Here is a 21,356-nt window from a genome sequence, read left to right as displayed (position 1 = left end):
CGAGAAAATTCGGCGCATGTGACGGCAGGGCGATAAAACCGACCTTCACCTTTGCGTTCTCCGCCCCCGCCGTCAGCATCAACAAGGCGGCGGACAAAAACAAAAACAACCTGCGCAATATCAACATGACTACCTCACTGCATATATCGGGATAAAACGGACCGCTTTGTAACACAGCGGTAAGACGGCGGCAAGGCGGCGCCATCCCGCCGCCTTGCCGTCCACCGCGCGCTGTGATAGATAATGCCCCCGCCAACCACACGGATTCCGACGCCGACAGCCCCATGAACACCCTGCCCCTGCCCGACCTCGACGACACCCTCGCCACCTGCCTGCAATGGCTGCGCCCGCTCGTTGACGACAAAACCTACCGCAACAGCGAACAGGCGCTGGCCGATTTCCGCCACCTCGAAGCACCCAAACTGCAACGCCTGCTCGAACAGCGCGCCGCCATCGCCGCGCCCGATTCCTGGCTCATCGACTACTGGCGCAACCTGCGCCTTGCCAACCGGGGCAGCCTGCCGCTCACCGGCAACCAGACCATGAAAATCGAATGGAAAGCGCCGCAAAGCGGGCTGAAACGCGTCGCCCACTTCGTGCACGCCCTCGCCCGCGTACACCGCGACTACCTCGGCGGCGACATCAAATACGGCGACGACACCTGCCACGAACAATGGCGCATCCTGCTTGGTGCCTGCCGCCGCCCCCTGCCGGAGTGCGACGGCTACATTTTCAACGACGCCGATAATCCCGCGCGCCACATCAACATCCTCTACCGGGGGCGCGGCTGGACGATGGACGTCCTCGACACCGGCGGCGGCATCGCCAGCCCGGCACAAATCGAAAACACCCTCTACCACCTCATCCACACCTGCGGCGAAGCGCCCGACCTGCCCTTTGCCGCGCCGAGCGTCTTTGCAAACGAACAGGCGCGCGAAATCCGCGCCCAGCTCAACAGCCGCAGCGAAAACGCCGCCATCTGGCAGAACATCGAAAAATCCCTCTTCATCCTGAGCCTCGACGACGCGCACATCCTCGACGACGAAGACGCGCTGAACGACGCTGCCTTTCCCGACGGCAGCGCCGTCTGGGCCTACAAACCGCTGAACTACCGCTGCAACCTCAGCGACGACCGCTACTTCCTGCACAGCGAAAGCACCTGGGTGGACGCCGCCACCCTCGCCGACATCCTCGCGCTTGCGCAACAATACCAGCAGGACGGCAAAATCCGGCGCAAAAACACCCTGCCGGACAACCTCAACCTCGAAGCACTGGCCTGGCAAATCGACAAACACGAAAACAAAGAACAGGACAGTGGCACCCACAAACTCATCAAAGAAGCGCTGGCCGACTACCTGCACCACGCCGAAAGCTACACGACGGGCATCTACGACCTCTACCTCAACGACCAGGAACAGCGCCTGCTCAAACACAACGATCCCGACGCACTGATGCAAATCGCCCTGCAATACGCGCAGTACAAAGTGCACAAAACCGTGCGCAGCAGCCGCGAAAACATCGACATGCGCCACTACATCAACGGGCGCAAATGCTATATGCAGACCGTGACCGACACCTCGAAACAGGCGGCGACCGCCATCTACAACCTGGCCGACGGCGACACCATCCTGCCGCTCCTCGACGCATACAGCGGCGAACGCCACGCCCGCCGCCGCCACTGCCTGCATGGTAACGACGTGTACGGCCACCTGCTCGGCCTCGAAAGCATCGCCCGCGAACAAAAACAGGCCGTCCCCGCCTTTTTCAGCGATCCCGGCTATCTCACCCTGACGCAGAACTACATCTCGACCATCAGCCTCGGCTGCCACGGCATTCTCAGCTACATCGCCTTCACGGCGGGCAAGGCGGAAAACATCGCCATCAACTACACCTGCAACCGCAACAACATCAACCTCGTCCTCACCCACCCGCGCAACCGCACGCGGGAAATGCAGAAATTCGCCACGGCGGTGCAGGCGGGCATCAAACAGCTGCTGCGCCTGCTCGCCCTCACCGACCGGAGCACATGAACGGCATGCGGCGGCGCGGCCGCGCCGTTCATCTGTCCAGCCGGCCGAAAAAGAGGCGCGGGAAAAACTGCATCACCAAAAGCAGCACCAAGAGGGCGACAAATCCCGGCTCGGGCAGCGGCAACAGCTTGACAAGACTGCACAAGAGCACGGCATAACCCACACATTGCGTCCAGAACATCGCCACCGCGCCGCGCGGGATGCCGCCCGGCTGCGCATCCTTGCCCGGCGGCAGCAGCGGCATGCCGTGGCGCACCGCATTCACCGCCACCACAATCGCCTCGGCGGTGGCAAAACTTCCCAGATGATCGACGTTGATTTCCCGCGTGTTGCCGAGACGGTCGGTCCACAGCAGATACTCGGTGGTGCCGTGTTTCGTGTGCCGTTGTACGGCCCTGATGTCGCGAATATCCGCCCAGGGCACATGCACACTGCGGCCGCCGGGGAAATGCACGGTGAGCCCCTTGCCGTCGATTGCCGCCAGCAACACCTCCTGCCCGGCCAGATAATAGCGGTAATGCCGCACCACCTGGTGCAGCAAAAAGAGCAGCACGGCCACGGCGACGATGACAAAGAGCAGGGCATAAGGCGCGGGTCCGTCATCAAAAAGCGTTTTCGGCTGCTGCGCCTGCCGCCAGCCGTCGAGCAGCATATAAGCAATGATGCAAATCAACATAAGAGAAGACGACAAATTGCGGACAGCAGCATAAGCGGTGTCGTTGCGCTTGAACCACTGCCGCGAAACCGCCGGAGCAGGCGGCGCAGCGGCGGTTTCCTGCACGAACGCCTGCGCCGCGCGGACGATGTCCGCACAATCCGCTGCGCTGAGGCGGCGTTCGCCATACAGATAGCGCCCGCCCGCACGCGGCGTGATGACGAGCAGGCGGCGCGCGGGCAGCGCATCCACCCGCTGCAACGCCTGCCAGCGCCATTGCCCGACGATGCGGTTGCGGCGGTACAGCGTCAACCCCTGCGCATCGCAGACCACGCACGGCGGATGCACGACGCCGTGCCGCCACCAGAAGAGACCGCTGCCGAGCGCCCACAGCGGCAGCCACCACCACCAGAAAATCGCCTTGCGGTACGTGCCATAAAGCATGGCGAACACCATCCACAGCGCGCCGAGGCAGAACAGACAAATAAAGACGACTGCACCGCCAGAAAACAGCCGCCGCCCACCCCAGCCGAGGGTGCGCGGGTCGTCAAAAGCGGGGGAGAAAGCGGGCATTGTGAACTCCGGTTGGCGGGAATGCCCGCATGATAGCAAGCCCTGCCACAGATGATTTCTTTTGACAAGCCCAAGCGCAAGCGTACAATGCGCGCCCCTTTGACGACATCGCCCGCGATCCGAAGCACGAGGCTTCACCTGATTGTTGCCGATGAATTGAATTGACCTTCCGGCAAACCATCAATCTGCGTATCCCATCCGGCGTTGCGGTCGTCACGGTTTGCCACAACCCATCGGAAACAACATGCAAACCTTTACCGACCTCAACCTCCCCGAAGCCCTGCTCAACGCCATCGCCGCCAGCGGCTACACCACGCCGACCCCCATCCAGGCACAAGCCATTCCGCTTGCCATCGCCGGGCGCGACCTGCAACTCTCGGCACAAACCGGCAGCGGCAAAACCGCCGCCTTCGTCCTGCCCATCCTCACCCGCCTGATAACCAGCGAACAACGCGGCAAAAAACCGCGCGCCCTCATCCTCACCCCGACGCGCGAACTCGCCCTGCAAGTGCAGGATCAAGTGCGCAAATACGGGCGTGAGCTGAAATGGCTCTTCTCCGTACCGCTGGTCGGCGGCGCGCCCTACGGCGGACAAATCCGCGCCCTGAAAAAAGGCGTGCAAATCATCGTCGCCACCCCTGGCCGCCTGCTTGACCACCTGCGCGACGAGCGCATCGACACCTCGGCGCTTGACATGCTCGTCCTGGACGAAGCCGACCGTATGCTCGACATGGGCTTCGCCGATGATCTGGGTGCCATCATTGACGCCCTGCCGGAAAACCGCCAGACCATCATGAGCTCCGCCACCTGGGACGGCGCCGTCGGCAAAATCGCCGCCCGCTACACCCGCGAGCCGGAGCGCATCAGCATCAAAACCGAAAGCGCGCACATCGAAGAAAAAGTGTACTTCTGCGACGACCAGGGCCACAAAAACCGCATCCTCGAACACCTCGTCACCGATCCGGAAATGGGGCAGACCATCATCTTCGCCGCCACCAAGCGCGCGAGTGAAGAAATCGCCGACACCCTGCGCGACAACGGCCACCGCGCCCGCTTCCTGCACGGCGACCTGCCGCAGGGCAAACGCAACCGCATCGTCGAAGACCTGCGCAAAGGCAAATGCGACATCCTCGTCGCGACCGACGTCGCCGCGCGCGGCATCGACATCCCGGCCATCAGCCACGTCATCAACTACGACCTGCCGCGCCAGGTCGAAGACTACGTGCACCGCATCGGTCGCAGCGGCCGCGCCGGGCGCAGCGGGGTCGCCATCAACCTGTGCAGCCTCGCCGACCGCAGCCAGCTCTCCGCCATCACCCGCTACCTCGAACGCAAAATCGACGAACACCGCATTGAAGGCATGGAGCCGAAAATCACCAGTAAACCGAAGAGCAAACCGGCGAAAAAATTCCGTGGCAACCCGGGCAAAGGCTACGGTAAAAAATTCGACGACAAAAAAAGCTGGGGCGGCAAAAAAGGCGGCAAACCCTTCGCCCATAAAAGCAGCGGCAAACCCTTCGCCGCGCGCAAAGACGGCGGCAAAAACTTCCGCAAACAGCACGCCCCGACCTGATCCCTCAACCCCAAACACAAGCGGCATCTCCGGATGCCGCTTTTTTTTTTGCGCAAAACCACGAAAAACCACATAGAAAACCTTTATAATCACAGAAAACCCACATTAAAACCCTGACGACAACCCCACCATATTAAGGAACCCCCATGCAGCAAGAAGCCATTTGCACCGCACCCCCTTAGGACAGAGCGGGCGCATTCTTATGCCCGCTATCATCGCGTCTCTATCACTACGCCAACTACCCATTGCAGGAGGACTACATTATGGGTTTACGCAAACACCGCCTCGCAGCCCCGGCAGACACCACCCTGCCGGACAATCTCGAAGGTTGGCACGATATTCATTGTCGCCTCATCACCCCGCTGTACGGCGGCGGTGTGCAGGCGGCGACGGTGGACGAAACCATGCCCATCCGCATCAGCGCCCTGCGCGGCCAGTTACGCTTCTGGTGGCGCCTGTTGGCGGCGCATAAATGGCACTTGCCTGATCTCCGCCGTACCGAATTTCAGCTTTGGGGCGGCATGGGCAGCGATGACGCCGAAGTATCGGCCAGCTTGGTTTTTCTGCGGGTGCGCAATGTGCGGGACATCCACAAAGTGCCTTACACCGACTATGCCGACAATAGAAACGCGCCATTGGCCTATGTTTTCTTCCCGGCCGACAACGATAAAGACAGCGATGTCAGCCACGACGTTTTACGAGAAGGCTTGCACTTCACCCTGCAACTGCGCTTTGCCGCAGCCGCCAGCGAAACGCAGCGGCAGCAGGTCACCGAAGCCCTGCGCTGGTGGGCGAACTTCGGCGGACTGGGCGCACGTAACCGTCGCGGCACGGGCGCGGTACAGGTAGAGCAGGCAGACAGCCTGCCGTCGTTGCTGAACCCCGTCACCAAACAAGAAGCCAAACAGGCGGGCTGCGATCTGGTTCTGCGCAACACCTGCGCCAATCCGTTGGCGGCATGGGAACACGCCATTACCCGCCTGCGCGATTTCCGCCAGAAAGCGGGGCTTGGTCGCAATGCAGGCAAGACGAAACCGGCGGGGCGCAGTCGCTGGCCGGAAGCTGATGCCGTCCGCCGCCTGAGCGGGCGATATGCCGCAATGCACGCGCCCGAACATCCGGCGGGCAATGTTTTCCCGCGCGGTATGTTCGGTATGCCGATCATCTTCCATTTCGTCGGCAAGGGCGAACCGGACGATCACCAATTACTGCCACAGGGCAAAGAGCGGCTGCCCAGCCCGCTGATACTGCGCCCCTATCACTGCGGCAACGACCAGTGGGCGCCCGCTGCCCTGCTGCTGCCGCATGACCATTTGCAGCAGCTGTCCGTTGTTTTGCAGCGGGGTCGCGAAAAGACATACCCCGTAAAACTGTGGTCGCCGCAACTGGCAAAAACCATTACGCCCCTCAATGACGATGACGACCCCTTGCACGCCTTCCTGCACTACTTCGCCGCCCCATGACCACGACAAGGAGAAACAGATGAACCGATACATCCTGATACAGTCCATCGGGCCGGTGCAGGGCTTTATCGCCGCCGCCCGACGCAGCCGCGACCTGTGGAGCGGCTCCTGGCTGCTGTCCGAAATTGCCAAAGCGGCAGCGCTGCACCTGTTGCAACAACAGGCCGAACTCATCTTCCCCGCTGTGAGCGACGCGGCAACCTTGCACGATGACGATTTCTCGGCCGGTAACAAAATCCAGGCCCACATTATAGCGGCCGACAGCGATGCCGTGCGTCAACTCGCCGCCGCAGCGGCACAGGCGGCACGACAACGCTTCTTCACCCTCGCCACAGAAGCCCGCGCCAAACTGGGCGGCGCCGCCTTGCGTGACGATATCTGGCAGGCACAAATCGACGACTACGTCGAAGTGCAGGCGGCATGGGCGCACATCGACGACACGGCAGGCGGCTATGCGGCGGCCTGCGCGCGGGCGACCGGCCTGCTGGCGGCGCGCAAGGCCACCCGCGATTTCCTGCCGGCGGCACTGACCGCCGACGACAGCACGCGCTGCCTGCCCAAATCCTCGCTGGACGGCGCGCGCGAAACCGTCCTGCCGCCTCACGCCCTGGGGCAAACCGCCCGTCGCAAACTGGGCCTGGCGGAAGCGGAACAGCTTGACTGCGCCGGCGTCACCAAGCGCCTCTGCGGCGACCCCGAACAATTCACCCCGTTCACCCGCATCGCTGCCGACAGCTGGCTGCGGCAACTACCTCCATCCAAGCTTGCTGCGCTGTGTGAAGCCTACGAACCGCTGGTTGCCTGCGAACTCGCCACCCGCGTCAAAGGCAACAACGGCTGCTACCGCGATTTCCCCTACGACGCCCAATATCTCTACCCCGCCCGTTTGGCCGCTGTCCCCAAAAGTCGCGCCGAAGAGGCCGAAGCCCTGGGCAAACTGCGCAACGCCCTGCGCCCATTGTGGCGGAAATATGGTGCGCCGTGCAGCTACGGCGTGCTGCTCTTTGCCGATGGCGACCGCATGGGTGAACTGCTGGATAAAGCCGAAAACATCGGGCAGCACCACCTTGTTACCCAGGCCCTGAGCCGATTCGCCGGCAACGTACGCGGCATCCTGCGTGAATATTACGGCCACGCCGTCTATGCCGGCGGTGATGACGTCCTCGGTTTCGTCCCGCTGAATCAGGCCTACGCCTGCGCCCGGGCGCTGGCCGAAAGCTTTGCCGAAACTCTGAAAGACAGCGCCGGACAACTGGGCGCAGAGAAAGCACCCACCCTGTCCGTCGGCCTGGCCATCGCCCACATCAACACCCCGCTCGGCCACATCCGCAGTCTGGCAAAACGCGCCGAGCGCATCGCCAAAGGTGGCACCTGCCCGCACGCCGCGCGTCGTAACGCCCTCGGCATCACCCTAGCCGTGCGCTCCGGCAGCATCAGCGACACCCGCCTGCGTTGGGACGACAGCACGGCACACAGCGCTTTCCGGGACTGGATAAACGCCTACCTCACCCGCCAGCTGCCGAGCCGCATTGCTTACGACGCCCGCGCCATCTACCAGCGCACCGACTTCGGCACCGGCACCGACCACGTCCTGTTGCGCGACATCCGCAACGCCGAGTTGACCCGGATGTTCGCCCAGGCCTGCACCCGTGACGGCATCAAACTGGCACAGGCACAGATAAATGCCCTGCACGAGCGGCACAACGCACTGGGCGACCTGAATGCGCTGGCCACCGAACTGATCACCGCCCGCTGGCTGGCGGCCAAAACCCAACGCGATTTGGAAAAGGATGACACATGAAGCACTACCTGTTTGAACCGCTGGCACCCCTGGTCTGCCGCAGCGGTCGCCCCTTCGGCACCCAGTCCGACACGGACGACATCAACTTCCCCCTGCCGTCAGCCGCCGCCGGCCTGATGCGCAGCCAATACCTGCAAGAACAGGGCTGGCTCCTGGATGTTGATGACGGCAGACGCGGCCGCCTGCGCGACGAGCAGCACCACGCCCTGCAACAACTGGCAGCCAAAGGCCCGTTTCTTGCCCGTGAAGACGGAAACGGCGACATCACTGTCCTTGTGCCCAAACCGGCTGACGCCCTCTACCTGCGTGACCGCGATACCGACCAAACCGTGCTGCACCGCCTCCGCCCCGTGCCGTGGCATCACGATGCAGACGGCTGCGACCTGCCGCCCGGCCTGTTGCCTGTCTGCCTCGATAACAACCACAAAGGCAAACCCCAGCCCGGCCCCGCCTACTGGCCGCTGGCGCACAGCCTGCGCTGGCAACGCGGAGAAACCCTCAACTACGATGACCTGCCCGCCCTGCCGACCCTGCCTGTCGAAACCCGCACCCATGTGGAAATCGACCGTGACCGCGACAGCGCCGCCGAAGGCCGCCTCTACCAAACCGCCGCCTACGACCTGCAAGCGGCGCGCCGTCAGCATCACGGTGGCTGGGAAAGCAGTGCCTACCGCCTGCTCATCCTGAGCGAGGTGGACAGCCACGCCGCCTACGCCCGCTTCGGCGGTGAAGGGCGCCTGTCCCGTTACCGCCGCGTCCCGCCCGACCCGGCCTTCACCCCGGCAGCAAATTTGGCAGACAACATCAACGCCGCACGCGGCCTGCGCCTGACCCTGCTCACCCCCGCCATCTTCCGCCACGGCTGGTGCCCGGGCTGGCTGGACGACACCCTGCACGGCACCCTGCCGCACACCGGCATCCGCGTCCGCCTACGTGCCTGCGTCATCGAACGCTGGCAGCCCGTTTCCGGCTGGGACATGCACCACCACCGCCCCAAAGCCATGCGCAAAGCCGTGGCCGCAGGCGCGGTGTACTGGTTTGAAACCCTGACAAACGCCGAGGACATCACCCCGCTCGCCTTCGCACCCATTAGCGACGACCCGCAAGCCCGACGCGACGGCTTCGGCATCGCCAGCCTTGCCGCCTGGCACAACCCTATCTGACCTCCACCAACACAAGGAACCCCACCATGCAAGCACGCAGCTACCACATCCAGGCTCTCACCGCCCTGCACGCCGGCACCGGCCAGGGCGTCGGCGTTGTCGATCTGCCCATCGCCCGCGCCAAAGCCACCAACCTGCCGCAAATCCCCGGCTCGGCCATCAAAGGCGTCCTGCGCGATGAAGCCGCCGCCCAATACGGCCTCAGCGGCGGCGACATCCGTACCCTCTTCGGCCCCGACAGCAGCGACACCGACAGCCACGCAGGCGCCCTGGCCTTCGGCGACGCCCACCTGCTGCTCCTGCCCGTGCGCTCCTTCGCCGGCACCGTGGCCTACGCCACCTGCCCCTTCATCCTCCGCCGTTACGCGCGCGACCTCGGCCTCGACCTCACCATCCCGAACGCACGCGAAGAAACCGCCTACCTCCCCCCAAACAGCCTGCTGCGCGTTGCTGATAACAAAGTGGCCCTCGAAGACCTCGACCTCAACGGCGTCGAAGACAACGCCACCGCCGCCTGGGCGCAATGCCTCAGCCAGACTCTCTACCCCGACGGCACCCCGCAGGCAGACGACTGGCGCCAGAGCCTGACACAACGCTTCATCATCCTGCCCGATGACATCTACTCCTTCCTGGCCGACACCGCCACCGAAATCCGCACCCGCATCCGCATCAACCGCGAGAGACGCATCGTGCAGGACGGCGCCCTGTGGACAGAAGAAAACCTGCCCGCCGAAACCGTCCTCTGGGGCCTCATCGGCATCAGCGACGCCCGCAACCGTGACAGCAACCCCAAAAAAGCCGCCGAACTCAGCGCCTTGCTACCAGAAGGCGAAATCGCCCTGCAACTGGGTGGCAAACACACCGTCGGGCGCGGATTCTGCCGCCTGCTGCTTGACCATCCCGGCACAGGAGAAAAAGCATGAAGCACCGCATCCGCACCCAGCACTACGCGCAGGCCGCCTACCCGCTGGTAGCCGGTCTCAAAAACAGCCCCATCGCCGCCAAATACCGCACCCTTGCCCTCGCCTACCCCACCATGATCATGCAGGCCGGACTGGCACAAGCCATCGGCTTCCTCATGGCCAAAGGCGGTGACGAACACCAAAAACTGCTGGAACACCTCGCCACACTGCTTGGTAAAGACGACAAAAAAGCCTTGCATACAGAAATCCTGGACGCCAACCTGCGCCACTACCAACTGCTCACCCGGAAAAGCCTGGATGCCACCGCCTGGCTCAAACGCTACACCCAGGCACTACTGGGCAACGGCGACCGCGAAGGAGACCGCCCATGACCACCCTCATGCGCCCGGCTCTGCGCACCATCACCCGGAACACCCGCGACGCCCACGCCGGACTGCTCCAGCAACGCGGTCTGAGCCAATGGGAAAGCGGCGAAAAACCCGAAAAAAACAAACTCATTGAGCGCATCACCCACACCACCGTCCCCGACCACTACCGCCTCGCCCTGGCGCGCTGGATCGGGCTGACCCGCAACAACAACCGCTTCACCAGCGCCGTACTGCACTGCGAAAACCGCCTCTACATCGGCCTGACAACCGGCAGCACCCTCGAAACCGGCATCCAGACCCACCACAGCTACGGCATGCCCTACCTGCCGGGCAGCAGCATCAAAGGCGCAGTGCGCCACTACGCCGAACAAAACGGCATCCCTCCGGCCTATCTGGAAGAACTCTTCGGCAGCGACAGCGACACGGGCGAAGTCAGCGGTGCCCTTGTTTGGCACGACGCCTGGTGGCTGCCGCTGAACGAACGCGAGCGCCCCTACATCAGCGAAGTCATCACCGTACACCATCAGGACTACTACAACGGCAAAACCTCGCAGGCGGACGGCAGCGAATCCCCCATTCCCAACCCGCAAATCGCCACCGGCGGCGGCTACTACTTTGTCATCGAAGGCCCGCCCGACTGGACGCGCTACGCCCTGGGCCTGCTCAACGCCACCCTCGAACAACAAGGCCTCGGCAGCAAAACCGCCTCGGGCTACGGTTACTTCCGCAGTGACAACAACGCGGCCTACGACAAAATCATTGAAAAAATCCACAATGACTGGAAAAAAGCCGGCCTGCAAAGCGATCCTGATGCCCTGCTGCGTCACGAAATCGCCCACGGCGACCCCGCAAAACTGGCCGACAACCTCAGTAAAAACAAGAAAAAGTACCTGGAAGGACTGGGGCTGGATGCCGACAACAGCGACGACATCGCCAAAATCGCGGCCCTGGTATGGGAGATTCATCACGACACCGTGCGGGGATGGGCGACAAGCGACAAAAAGAACGAAAAGAAAGCCTACAAACTGCTTGAACCGTACCAGCCGTAAAGAAAAATCCCGCCCAATGACGGACGCCGGGCGGGCAACCATGCCGCTTGACACGCCCCCTCCCCCGCTTGCGGGGGAGGGCTGGGGTGGAGGGTGTTCGTCCGCAGGACAAAACAAAAACGATGCATCCATACTCGACAACCCAGCATTTACAACGCCTGACGGATGTAGGGCGGGCTTCAGCCCGCCGGACAGACACCGCCTCTTGTTGCACTTCGGGCAAACACAACCACCAAGCGGGCAACCACGTGCTTTTTGCTTTTGAGACCGTGCAAATAACGTCCCTGCAAAACCGCCGCTTGGCGAGCCAAGTAACTACGCCGCTTGTCGGGCCCAACAATCATGCCACTTGCCACGAAAAAGCCCCTCCCCCATTGGGGGAGGGGTTGGGGAGAGGGTTAGATAAATCCGCAAAGCGACAAAACCCCGTAACCACGCCGCTTGACAGCCCAACCACCACACCCGCCCCATGACCATCCTCGACCTCCCCGCCACCCTCGCCATCGCCCGCTACCGCTACACCTTCACCCTCACCCGCGCCATGCGCGCCCCCGCCTACCCCGGTTCCGCCCTGCGCGGTGCCTTCGGCCACGCCCTGCGCCGTGCCTGCGTGCCGCGCGGCCATGCGCCCTCCGCCCTGCTCCTGCAACACAGCCCCTACACCCACATCTTTGAACCCGCGCCGCGCCCCGACATCCATCTCGCCAACCCCGCCACCATCCCGCCGCCCTACATCATCGAGCCGGAAGCCTACGGCGAGCGCCGCGAATACCCCGCCGGCAGCACCTACCGCTTCGGCCTCGTCCTCATCGGCGACGCCCGCCACCACCTGCCGCTGGTCAGCTACGCCTGGCAACAAGCCTTCCAGAACCGCGACGGCATCGCGCACGGCCAGGGCGAACTCGCCGACATCGCCATCGAGCGGGCGGACGGCTGGGAAAGCATCTACGCCGACGGGCGCATCACCCCGCACGACAGCCACATCACCCTGCCGCAAACCTACCCGCGCGACCTCACCCTGCGCATCCTCACCCCGCTGCGCCTGCAAAAAAACGGCATCGCCCTCGGCGTGGACCACCTCAGCGCGCAAACCCTGCTCAGTCAGGCGCTGCGCCGCCTCAGCCTCATCAGCCAAATCCACCTCGGCATCACCCCGCAGGCCGATTACGCCGCGCTCAAAGCTCACGCCGCCACCGTCCGCTCACGCCCCGCCCTGCGCTGGTACGACTGGCAGCGCTACTCCAACCGCCAGCAACAAAGCATGCACCTCGGCGGCGCCATCGGCGACTGGCACCTCGGCGACCTTGCCCCCGAACACGCCCGCGCCCTGCACATCGGCCAATGGCTGCACCTCGGCAAAAACACCACCTTCGGCCTCGGCCGCTACACCCTCACGGAGCAACATTCATGACCACCTGGTTCATCTCGCGCCACCAAGGCGCAATCGACTGGATCAAAACCCAGCCCGACTGGCACATCGACCACTACCTCACCCACCTCGACGACCCCACCGTTATCCAAAACGGCGACACCGTCCTCGGCACCCTGCCCATCCATATCGCCGCCGCCGTCTGCGCCAGAGGCGCGCGTTACTACTTCCTGCAACTGCCGCAAGAAGCGGCGCAGCGCGGCAGCGAATACAGCGCCGCCGACATGACGGCGATGGGCTGCACCTTGCACCGTTACCACATCGAAGCACTCTAACCCCAAGGAAAGCACCATGCACAAATACAACACCCACGTCTGCATCGTCTCCGATCAGCCCATCCCCAACTACATCCCCGTGCTCGACAAAGACTTCCGCCCCAAAGAAGTCATCCTGCTGGCCACGGAAAAAATGCAGCAAAACGGCAAAGCCGAAGCACTGGCCAAAACCATGAAAGAATGCTGTGGTGCTAAAATCCACACCATCGCCATCGCCGGCGAATACGACATGCAGGAAATAGAAGACAAAGTGCTGACCCAATTGCTGGAACGCGGCGAAGACAAAGAACACATCGCCCTCAACCTCACCGGTGGCACCAAACTCATGGCGATAGCCGCCTACACCACCTTCCGCGACGCGGGCTACCCCACCTTCTACTTCACCGCGACCAGCAACGAAGTCCTCCTCCTCGACAAAAACGAACGTATCACCCTGCAACCGGCGCAAATCCGGCTGGAAGACTACCTACAACTGCATGGCTACCCGGTCAGCAGCGCAAATAACATCGCCCGCAGTGTCCCGCCCGGGCGGCAAAAAATCGGCGAAACCCTGGCTATCGCCCCCGAACGCTTTGCCGATGCCCTCACCGTCCTGAACGGCGACATCTCGGCTGCAATAGAGACAAACCCCAACACTCTGGACATCCTGCTGCGCAAACCGACCGTCAAAAACCTGGACGCCTTGCTAAACCTGTTTGCAAGAGAAAACCTGCTTACCCGCAGCGGCAACCACATCCGTTTCAGCGACAAAGACGCCCGTACCTACATTAACGGCGGCTGGCTGGAAGAATACGTTTTCAGCGAAATCAAAAAAATCGCCGGCATTCAGGACATCGCCCTGAATGTGGAAATTCAGAACGCCCAAAAAGGCATCACCCAAAAGAACGAACTGGACATCGCCTTCCTGCACCACAATGCCCTCTACGTGCTCGAATGCAAAACCAAAAACTACAACAACAAAAGCGAAGGCCAGGCACAAAACGAACTCTACAAACTCGAAACCCTGAAAAAACTCGGCGGCCTGCGCACTCAAACCGCCTTTGTTTCCTACCGCGAACTCAAACCACACGTCCGCGACCGTGCCAAAGGGGCAGACATCAAAATCCTGGAAAACAAAGCCCTGGCCGGCCTGCGCAAAACCATCGAAAACTGGATCACCGCCAAAAACCGATAATGGCAGGAGAGCCCCGCCCGGCTCCCCTAGCTCCAAAAGGGAAACCCCATGCCCTACCGCAGCCTCTACATCATCGCCTACGACATCTCTGCCCCCGACCGGCAGCGCCACGTCCGCCGCCTCCTGCAAGGCTACGCCACCGGCGGACAAAAATCCCTCTTCGAATGCTGGCTGACCGCCGCCGAATACCGCCGCGTCTGTCAAATCGCCGTGGACAACATCGACCCCGGTACCGACCGCCTGCACATCTTCCACCTCGGCGAAAAAAGCACGCCGCGCCTGCTCGGCAAAGCCACGCAAATCGGGCAAGACCCCTTCATCATCATGTGACCCCCCATGAGTACCCTCTACATCGACCGCAAAAACCTGCGCCTCGCCATCGACGGCGACGCCCTCATCTTCTACCAGGACGGTCTCCGCACCAGCACCCTGCCGCTCAACATTATCGACCGCATCTGCATCCGGGGCGACCTCGCCCTCAGCGCCGACGTGCTCGGCAAACTCGGCGAACACGACATCGGCGTCCTCGTCTTCGACGGCCGCAACCACCGCATTACCCTCCTCATGCCCTGCGCCCGCAAAGACGCCGCCCGTCGCGTCATCCAGGCCCATTACAGCACCGACCCCGCCTTCTGCGCCGCCTTCGCGCAAGAACTCGTCACGGCAAAAATCCGGGGCGACCTCGCCCTCCTGCAAAACCAGCAAGCACAACCGCACATCGCGCAAAACCGCCTGCACCACCCCATCGCCCAACTCGAACGCACCCTCGACCAGCTCGCCCGCCCCATCGCCGACACCGCCACCCTGCGCGGCATCGAAGGCCAGGCGGCAGCAGCGGCCTTCAATGGCATCGCGAGCATCCTCCCCGCCAGCCTCAACTTCCGCGAACGCAACCGCAACCCGCCGCGCGACCCCTACAACGTCGCCCTCTCCCTCGGCTACACCCTGCTGCACCACGACATGGTGCGCCAAATCCACCTCACCGGCCTCGACCCCTACATCGGCTACTACCACAACCTCACCCACGGCCGCGAATCCCTCGCCTGCGACCTCATCGAACCCCTGCGCCCGCTCATCACCGCCTGGGCCATCGAACTCTTCCGCGAACACACCCTGCGCCCCGAAGACTTCACCATGCGCGGCGAAGCCTGCAACATGGGCAAAGCCGCACGCGGTCGCTACTACCCCGCCTACGAAAACCGCGCCAAAGAATGGCGCAAAACCATGCGCGAACAATGCCTGAACCTGCTGCACACCCTGGCCACTGCCGCCGACCGGCAGCCCGACATGCGCCCATACATCGCCGCCTTCAACGAAGACGACGACCTCACCACCATCTGACCAATGCCTTGCGAACCACAGATATCCACACATCCCGATAGTTGTAAAAATGATTGAAAAAACAAAGGAAGCTTCCTCTCCCGCTTGCGGGAGAGGGGGTAGGGGCGGGGGCATTCGTCCTGCGAACGAAATAAAAAATGGCAACATCCCCCGCTGACACGACCACACTACGAAAAGGAAAGAATGCAGAGACATTGCCGGCGACGCCTCCAAAGATAAAAATACCGGCACAAACCCGGCAGCCACACCGCCTGACAAAACACCGACGAGCGGCAAAAAAAACGGAGAACCCCATGCCCTACCTCATTGCCTACGACATCGCCTCACCCAAACGCCTGCAACGCGTGCACCGCTACCTCACCGACAACGCCATCCCCCTGCAAAACAGCACCTTTCTCTTCACCGCCTCGCGCGGCCGCTTCGAATACTGCTGGGCCCAACTTGCCCGCCTCATCGACCGCCGCGAAGACGACATCCGCGCCTATCCGCTGCCCGCCGACAGCCTGCGTCTCGAACTCGGCGGCAAAATCCCGGAAGGCATTTACTGCCTCTAACCCTTGCACACGAAAACGCCGGGCAGCACAAATACCGGTCGCTAACGAAACCATTGAAAGAAACATTGGGGGAAGAGGAGACAAATTCGCGAAGCGACAAAATCCGGCAACCACGCCGCTTGGTGCAAAATCCCTTCCCCCGCTTGCGGGGAAGAGAGCGTGTTGCGACGGGAAAAAGGGGGAATCCCGTATTTATCCCGCTTTGCGAGCCCGACAACCACGCCGCTTGCTACGTCCCAAACCAAAAACCGCACAAAAAAGCCCTCCCTCTTCCATCACCGGGCACTGGGGAGGCGTGCAGGGCAAATCCATAATGAAGAACCGCATAAACACACCGCTTGACAGCCCCAACCACCTTGACGAAACATCAACAAAAACCGCATAAAAACATCCCATATAGCATTCATGAAAAAATCACCATAAAATGGCCAAAAACCGATCTCTAACAACAGGCTGTCCCTGCACAAAAGGGATAAACTGACGCACAAGACATTGAATTCTCAATCCGGATAAAATAAAATACCTTCCATAGATATGGGAACATTCAACCCGTACATATACCTTTAATCCTGACCAGCATTTGCCGCCCCCCAAACATACCCTTCTCGAAAAGAAGGACACACTCCTGACTCCTACCAGTAGCCTCAAAACAACAACCGTGGTAAAAATGCAACAACTTTTCCGCACCTTCAATCTTTGGAATGCATCTTCTCAACCTATTGAAAATACGGAGGAAAAATACAGCATACTGAATAAAAAACATCCCTGATCCAAAGGGATTAAGACGCTCCATAGGAGCTGATAGGCCTCCACCGTGGTGAATAAAAAACATCCCTGATCCAAAGGGATTAAGACTATCAGCCGCTCGATGGCGTCCCGCACGGTGCCGAATAAAAAACATCCCTGATCCAAAGGGATTAAGACGTGGTCTTCTCCACCACCTCGCGGCGGGAAAAGGAATAAAAAACATCCCTGATCCAAAGGGATTAAGACAATTGTGCGGCGGCTGTTGCCCTGCCGCATTGAATAAAAAACATCCCTGATCCAAAGGGATTAAGACTGCGGCTTTACTTTGGTTTTCCGCGTTGTTGTAGAATAAAAAACATCCCTGATCCAAAGGGATTAAGACCCGTTACTTTTTCTGTTTTGCTAGCAGCAGTAGCGAATAAAAAACATCCCTGATCCAAAGGGATTAAGACCTTATGTTTGAGGTTTACGTTTTGACAATCTGAGAATAAAAAACATCCCTGATCCAAAGGGATTAAGACAACAGGTGTCTATCGTTGTTTTCACACTTCGGCTTGAATAAAAAACATCCCTGATCCAAAGGGATTAAGACCGGATTTTCGCCGTATGCACGCAACCTTTCAATCGGAATAAAAAACATCCCTGATCCAAAGGGATTAAGACTGAATTAAGGTTTTTGTTTTCACTTTTAAATAAAGAATAAAAAACATCCCTGATCCAAAGGGATTAAGACTTTTAACGAACGAGGAATACCAAACGCTTGTTAAGAATAAAAAACATCCCTGATCCAAAGGGATTAAGACGTAATGATTACGGCATATTTTGCCTAAACCTTTTTGAATAAAAAACATCCCTGATCCAAAGGGATTAAGACGAAAAGATAAGGCGGATATTTGTCCCTTCAATATGAATAAAAAACATCCCTGATCCAAAGGGATTAAGACGTGTCACTCCTCCGTGCTTGCCGTGATGGCTGTGAATAAAAAACATCCCTGATCCAAAGGGATTAAGACTAGACGTCATCGTTAACTATTTCTCGCAGGTAATGAATAAAAAACATCCCTGATCCAAAGGGATTAAGACCCTAACAATTCGTTCCAATTCAAAAAATGGGAATTGAATAAAAAACATCCCTGATCCAAAGGGATTAAGACATTATTTAAATCATCGATTAACCATTCGAGGAGAATAAAAAACATCCCTGATCCAAAGGGATTAAGACCCTCTTAAACGCGCCTAAATAAAAATGACTGTAAGAATAAAAAACATCCCTGATCCAAAGGGATTAAGACGGCAGGCTAATTGCCTGTCAACTAATAGCCGTGTGAATAAAAAACATCCCTGATCCAAAGGGATTAAGACGGCGATTTCGTCCCGTACGCGGGCCACCCACTTGGAATAAAAAACATCCCTGATCCAAAGGGATTAAGACCTTTTGGTTATGACACGGATGGTGCGCAGGATTGCGAATAAAAAACATCCCTGATCCAAAGGGATTAAGACCGCTACGCGGGCGCAAGACTTCCTCGATGTGCGGAATAAAAAACATCCCTGATCCAAAGGGATTAAGACAGCTTTCCGGCAGGTAGTTCAGCCGCCGGCAACGAATAAAAAACATCCCTGATCCAAAGGGATTAAGACGTTCAAGATTCCAGGTTTGGATTCTTTCCCTTCCGAATAAAAAACATCCCTGATCCAAAGGGATTAAGACCTCGTGGAGGGACTGGTAAAAGCCCGCGAACGGCGAATAAAAAACATCCCTGATCCAAAGGGATTAAGACGCATCATAAATACCCGCCGCTTGGGCGTAGTCGGAATAAAAAACATCCCTGATCCAAAGGGATTAAGACCGGTTGCGTTAATCATGTAGTTCACGGGTTGCCGAATAAAAAACATCCCTGATCCAAAGGGATTAAGACTGCAGCGAGGCAGGCTAATCGCCTGTTTTTAATAGAATAAAAAACATCCCTGATCCAAAGGGATTAAGACACTTCGAGGGCCAGTCCCAGGTAGCGCGCGTCGGAATAAAAAACATCCCTGATCCAAAGGGATTAAGACATCTAGAGTTATTCTATACTGAATATAGAAGAGAATAAAAAACATCCCTGATCCAAAGGGATTAAGACGGCGGTACCACGGAGAGTATTATGTCCTTTGTTAGAATAAAAAACATCCCTGATCCAAAGGGATTAAGACTCCAAGTGCGTCCGCGAGCGGGCGGGGTATTGGAATAAAAAACATCCCTGATCCAAAGGGATTAAGACGCCAAGGGCGACGGACAAACGGATGACACGGGAATAAAAAACATCCCTGATCCAAAGGGATTAAGACATCTTGCTAAGTCTAGCCATAATCTGGTTGTACCGAATAAAAAACATCCCTGATCCAAAGGGATTAAGACTCGAACGTGAAGGCGGGCACGGGGCGAAGCACGCGAATAAAAAATATCCCTGATCTAAAGGGATTAAGACATAAAAAAGATGAACAAGAACAATTAAAAATAATGAATAAAAAACATCCCTGATCCAAAGGGATTAAGACAGACCTTTCTTAGTGTACTCATCCCGCAGTTCTGAATAAAAAACATCCCTGATCCAAAGGGATTAAGACTTCTATCATACCTAGTCTAGATTATTATCTAAACAGAATAAAAAACATCCCTGATCCAAAGGGATTAAGACACGTTACGGCGGCAGTTTTACGACGTGGACGGGAATAAAAAACATCCCTGATCCAAAGGGATTAAGACATGAACCATGCCGCGTATTCACGGGCAAGATAGTGAATAAAAAACATCCCTGATCCAAAGGGATTAAGACGTACCTACGGCACCGTAATGTTTCCTGCATTACAGAATAAAAAACATCCCTGATCCAAAAGGATTAAGACCCTTGCCTTTCGGCGTTTTGGTTTAGGGTTTTATGAATAAAAAACATCCCTGATCCAAAGGGATTAAGACTCTCAGCGATGTTGTAGACGCTAACGGCAATGAAATAAAAAACATCCCTGATCCAAAGGGATTAAGACTAGATGTCAAGTTCTACTTTGGATTGGCCATTGGGAATAAAAAACATCCCTGATCCAAAGGGATTAAGACATAACAGGGCGGCACGATTGCCTTCCCTTCATGAGAATAAAAAACATCCCTGATCCAAAGGGATTAAGACATGCCCCAACGATGGCGACGGTAGTCAAGGTTTGAATAAAAAACATCCCTAATCCAAAGGGATTAAGACGTTATGCCCTGCCGCATTTTCTTTTTGGGCAATTTGAATAAAAAACATCCCTGATCCAAAGGGATTAAGACAGCTCCCCGCTTATGGGACAATCCCATAAGGTGAATAAAAAACATCCCTGATCCAAAGGGATTAAGACTCCCCCGCAAGAGAGCTCGCCGCCGGTTAGCAGAATAAAAAACATCCCTGATTCAAAGGGATTAAGACATCAAGAAAAAAATCATATTCTTCACAGCCGTATGAAATAAAAAACATCCCTGATCCAAAGGGATTAAGACAACACCATTCCGGACTTGGGGTCAAACGCTAGCTAAATAAAAAACATCCCTGATCCAAAGGAATTAAGACTACGCCGCTGCCGCGTTCTTGGTCTGAAAATACCGAATAGAAAAACATCCCTGAACCAAAGGATTAAACGTTATGCCCAGCGTCGTTTTCCTGCCATCGTGTTGTTGTGCCATGTCAAATGCCGCCAAGCGGTGTAAACACTGGCCTCGCCAAGCGGCGTAATTGCTGAGTTTTGTCGCTGCGCGATTTGTTTGCTGCCCAATCCCAACCCTTCCGCTGGGTACTCACAAAAACGCGAGTGTTTTTGTGGAGCGCAGCCACGGGGAGAAGGGTTTTTTAGGTACGCGCCAAGCGGCGTAATTACTGGGTTCTCGCCAGGCAGCGTAATTGCTGGGTTTTGTCGCTACGCGGTTTTTCTTAACCCACCCTCTCCCCAACCCCTTTCTCGCTGCGCGAGCTGTTCCAGCCCCACAGGGCAGGGGCTTTTCGCGTCAAGCGGCGTGTACTGGCCCCGTCAAGCGATGTAAACACTGGGCCCGCCAAGTGAATGAAACCGCCCATGCTCCAAAAGAGTTTTGGTGGTGTTCTAAAAAGTATGCTGACACTGGTGTCGGTAAACAGAAATTAGAAAGGCAACGGGCAGATGCGTTATGTTGTGCCTGTGAAAATACAATTAACACTCTGTTGCCCCCGTTGCCATGGGCAGAGTATAAA

Annotated in this window: 15 protein-coding genes and 1 CRISPR repeat array; of the genes, 14 read left to right on the top strand and 1 reads right to left on the bottom strand. The window is 58.3% G+C overall.

What is annotated here, in order from left to right:
• The first annotated feature begins 233 nt into the window (after positions 1–233).
• Positions 234–2,030, top strand: a complete 1,797-nt coding sequence (locus tag Q0562_RS07555) for a choline/carnitine O-acyltransferase (protein ID WP_298643175.1) — start codon at positions 234–236, stop codon at positions 2,028–2,030.
• Positions 2,031–2,058: 28 nt separating this feature from the next.
• Here Q0562_RS07555 and Q0562_RS07550 read toward each other — a convergent pair whose 3' ends face one another.
• The gene (locus tag Q0562_RS07550; protein WP_298643173.1) at positions 2,059–3,258 is read right to left on the bottom strand and encodes a hypothetical protein; all 1,200 of its coding nucleotides are present in this window, start codon (positions 3,256–3,258) and stop codon (positions 2,059–2,061) included.
• 244 nt (positions 3,259–3,502) lie between these two features.
• On the opposite strand from Q0562_RS07550, the gene Q0562_RS07545 reads away from it, so the two are divergent.
• The 13 genes from Q0562_RS07545 to cas2 (Q0562_RS07485) all read left to right on the top strand — a co-directional run bounded on the left by Q0562_RS07545 (position 3,503) and on the right by cas2 (Q0562_RS07485) (position 16,371).
• Positions 3,503–4,831, top strand: a complete 1,329-nt coding sequence (locus Q0562_RS07545) for a DEAD/DEAH box helicase (protein WP_298643171.1) — start codon at positions 3,503–3,505, stop codon at positions 4,829–4,831.
• A 263-nt stretch (positions 4,832–5,094) separates the two neighbouring features.
• Positions 5,095–6,294: a type III-B CRISPR module RAMP protein Cmr1 gene (cmr1, locus tag Q0562_RS07540; protein WP_298643170.1), complete on the top strand. Its 1,200-nt coding sequence runs from the start codon at positions 5,095–5,097 to the stop codon at positions 6,292–6,294.
• Positions 6,295–6,313: 19 nt separating this feature from the next.
• Complete coding sequence (gene cas10 / locus Q0562_RS07535) at positions 6,314–8,095, top strand: type III-B CRISPR-associated protein Cas10/Cmr2 (RefSeq protein ID WP_298643168.1); 1,782 nt, start codon at positions 6,314–6,316, stop codon at positions 8,093–8,095.
• Complete coding sequence (locus tag Q0562_RS07530; RefSeq protein ID WP_298643166.1) at positions 8,092–9,258, top strand: type III-B CRISPR module-associated Cmr3 family protein; 1,167 nt, start codon at positions 8,092–8,094, stop codon at positions 9,256–9,258. The genes cas10 and Q0562_RS07530 overlap by 4 nt, the downstream gene beginning before the upstream one ends.
• 26 nt (positions 9,259–9,284) lie before the next feature.
• Positions 9,285–10,181: a type III-B CRISPR module RAMP protein Cmr4 gene (cmr4, locus tag Q0562_RS07525; RefSeq protein WP_298643164.1), complete on the top strand. Its 897-nt coding sequence runs from the start codon at positions 9,285–9,287 to the stop codon at positions 10,179–10,181.
• The gene (gene cmr5 / locus Q0562_RS07520) at positions 10,178–10,552 is read left to right on the top strand and encodes a type III-B CRISPR module-associated protein Cmr5 (RefSeq protein WP_298643162.1); all 375 of its coding nucleotides are present in this window, start codon (positions 10,178–10,180) and stop codon (positions 10,550–10,552) included. The genes cmr4 and cmr5 overlap by 4 nt, the downstream gene beginning before the upstream one ends.
• On the top strand, positions 10,549–11,598 hold the full coding sequence (locus Q0562_RS07515) for an RAMP superfamily CRISPR-associated protein (RefSeq protein WP_298643160.1): 1,050 nt from the start codon (positions 10,549–10,551) through the stop codon (positions 11,596–11,598). Before cmr5 ends, Q0562_RS07515 begins: the two co-directional genes overlap by 4 nt.
• A gap of 469 nt (positions 11,599–12,067) precedes the next feature.
• A complete protein-coding gene (cas6, locus tag Q0562_RS07510) occupies positions 12,068–13,009 on the top strand; it encodes a CRISPR system precrRNA processing endoribonuclease RAMP protein Cas6 (RefSeq protein WP_298643158.1) in 942 nt (313 codons plus the stop codon).
• Positions 13,006–13,302 carry a CRISPR-associated protein Csx16 gene (gene csx16 / locus Q0562_RS07505; protein ID WP_298643157.1) on the top strand — a complete coding sequence of 99 codons (297 nt, stop codon included), beginning with the start codon at positions 13,006–13,008 and terminating at the stop codon, positions 13,300–13,302. The genes cas6 and csx16 overlap by 4 nt, the downstream gene beginning before the upstream one ends.
• A 16-nt stretch (positions 13,303–13,318) precedes the next feature.
• Positions 13,319–14,476 carry a DUF1887 family CARF protein gene (locus Q0562_RS07500; RefSeq protein ID WP_298643155.1) on the top strand — a complete coding sequence of 386 codons (1,158 nt, stop codon included), beginning with the start codon at positions 13,319–13,321 and terminating at the stop codon, positions 14,474–14,476.
• 48 nt (positions 14,477–14,524) lie between these two features.
• Positions 14,525–14,806 carry a CRISPR-associated endonuclease Cas2 gene (gene cas2 / locus Q0562_RS07495; protein WP_298643154.1) on the top strand — a complete coding sequence of 94 codons (282 nt, stop codon included), beginning with the start codon at positions 14,525–14,527 and terminating at the stop codon, positions 14,804–14,806.
• 6 nt (positions 14,807–14,812) lie between these two features.
• Positions 14,813–15,817: a CRISPR-associated endonuclease Cas1 gene (gene cas1, locus Q0562_RS07490; protein WP_298643153.1), complete on the top strand. Its 1,005-nt coding sequence runs from the start codon at positions 14,813–14,815 to the stop codon at positions 15,815–15,817.
• A gap of 293 nt (positions 15,818–16,110) precedes the next feature.
• The gene (cas2, locus tag Q0562_RS07485; RefSeq protein ID WP_298643151.1) at positions 16,111–16,371 is read left to right on the top strand and encodes a CRISPR-associated endonuclease Cas2; all 261 of its coding nucleotides are present in this window, start codon (positions 16,111–16,113) and stop codon (positions 16,369–16,371) included.
• Positions 16,372–17,121: 750 nt separating this feature from the next.
• Positions 17,122–20,773: direct repeats of the CRISPR family, unit length 36 nt; unit sequence GAATAAAAAACATCCCTGATCCAAAGGGATTAAGAC.
• Positions 20,774–21,356: the final 583 nt, after the last annotated feature.

The organism is uncultured Cardiobacterium sp. (genome assembly GCF_938028825.1).
GTDB lineage: Bacteria > Pseudomonadota > Gammaproteobacteria > Cardiobacteriales > Cardiobacteriaceae > Cardiobacterium.
The sequence above is the reverse complement of the archived record's forward strand: the minus strand, read 5'-3'. Positions and strand labels throughout refer to the sequence as shown.

Coding starts and splice junctions, on each gene's coding strand:
- Q0562_RS07550 (WP_298643173.1), bottom strand. CDS start 3,258: ATGCCCGCTTTCTCCCCCGCTTTTGACGACCCGCGCACCCTCGGCTGG.
- Q0562_RS07545 (WP_298643171.1), top strand. CDS start 3,503: ATGCAAACCTTTACCGACCTCAACCTCCCCGAAGCCCTGCTCAACGCC.
- cmr1 (WP_298643170.1), top strand. CDS start 5,095: ATGGGTTTACGCAAACACCGCCTCGCAGCCCCGGCAGACACCACCCTG.
- cas10 (WP_298643168.1), top strand. CDS start 6,314: ATGAACCGATACATCCTGATACAGTCCATCGGGCCGGTGCAGGGCTTT.
- Q0562_RS07530 (WP_298643166.1), top strand. CDS start 8,092: ATGAAGCACTACCTGTTTGAACCGCTGGCACCCCTGGTCTGCCGCAGC.
- cmr4 (WP_298643164.1), top strand. CDS start 9,285: ATGCAAGCACGCAGCTACCACATCCAGGCTCTCACCGCCCTGCACGCC.
- cmr5 (WP_298643162.1), top strand. CDS start 10,178: ATGAAGCACCGCATCCGCACCCAGCACTACGCGCAGGCCGCCTACCCG.
- Q0562_RS07515 (WP_298643160.1), top strand. CDS start 10,549: ATGACCACCCTCATGCGCCCGGCTCTGCGCACCATCACCCGGAACACC.
- cas6 (WP_298643158.1), top strand. CDS start 12,068: ATGACCATCCTCGACCTCCCCGCCACCCTCGCCATCGCCCGCTACCGC.
- csx16 (WP_298643157.1), top strand. CDS start 13,006: ATGACCACCTGGTTCATCTCGCGCCACCAAGGCGCAATCGACTGGATC.
- Q0562_RS07500 (WP_298643155.1), top strand. CDS start 13,319: ATGCACAAATACAACACCCACGTCTGCATCGTCTCCGATCAGCCCATC.
- cas2 (WP_298643154.1), top strand. CDS start 14,525: ATGCCCTACCGCAGCCTCTACATCATCGCCTACGACATCTCTGCCCCC.
- cas1 (WP_298643153.1), top strand. CDS start 14,813: ATGAGTACCCTCTACATCGACCGCAAAAACCTGCGCCTCGCCATCGAC.
- cas2 (WP_298643151.1), top strand. CDS start 16,111: ATGCCCTACCTCATTGCCTACGACATCGCCTCACCCAAACGCCTGCAA.